Origin of the sequence: Hungatella sp. SL.1.14 (genome assembly GCF_024460495.1) — a bacterium.
GTDB classification, from domain to species: Bacteria; Bacillota; Clostridia; order Lachnospirales; family Lachnospiraceae; genus Hungatella; species Hungatella hathewayi.
Window position 1 is genome coordinate 1 of the sequence record NZ_JANFYJ010000331.1, and the last position, 302, is coordinate 302.

The window sequence follows — 302 nt, forward strand, 5'->3', positions numbered from 1 at the left end:
CCGGCTATGGAGTTGGCCGCCACGGCATCGCTCCCCAGATGGCCCATAATAACGGTAAACATCGTAAAACCGCATCCCCATACCAGTTCATTTGCCATAACAGGTGTCGTGTATTTCACAAAATCTTTCCTCAGTACGGCGTGTGATTCTTTCAGAAGGCTCCAGCGAATCCGGACCACATCGTCTCTGCGGTTTTCCCACATTGCCAGAATCAGCTCTGCCGCTCTGGCCGTCACGGTTGCCCCGGCCGCCCCGCCGATCCCCAGATTTGGAAACCCCAACAACCCGAAGATCAAAATTCC

1 pseudogene is annotated in these 302 nt (G+C 54.6%); it reads right to left on the bottom strand.

The annotated features are described in order from the left end of the window. Positions 1-302: pseudogene (locus NE473_RS31220) on the bottom strand (MATE family efflux transporter); the annotation flags it as partial.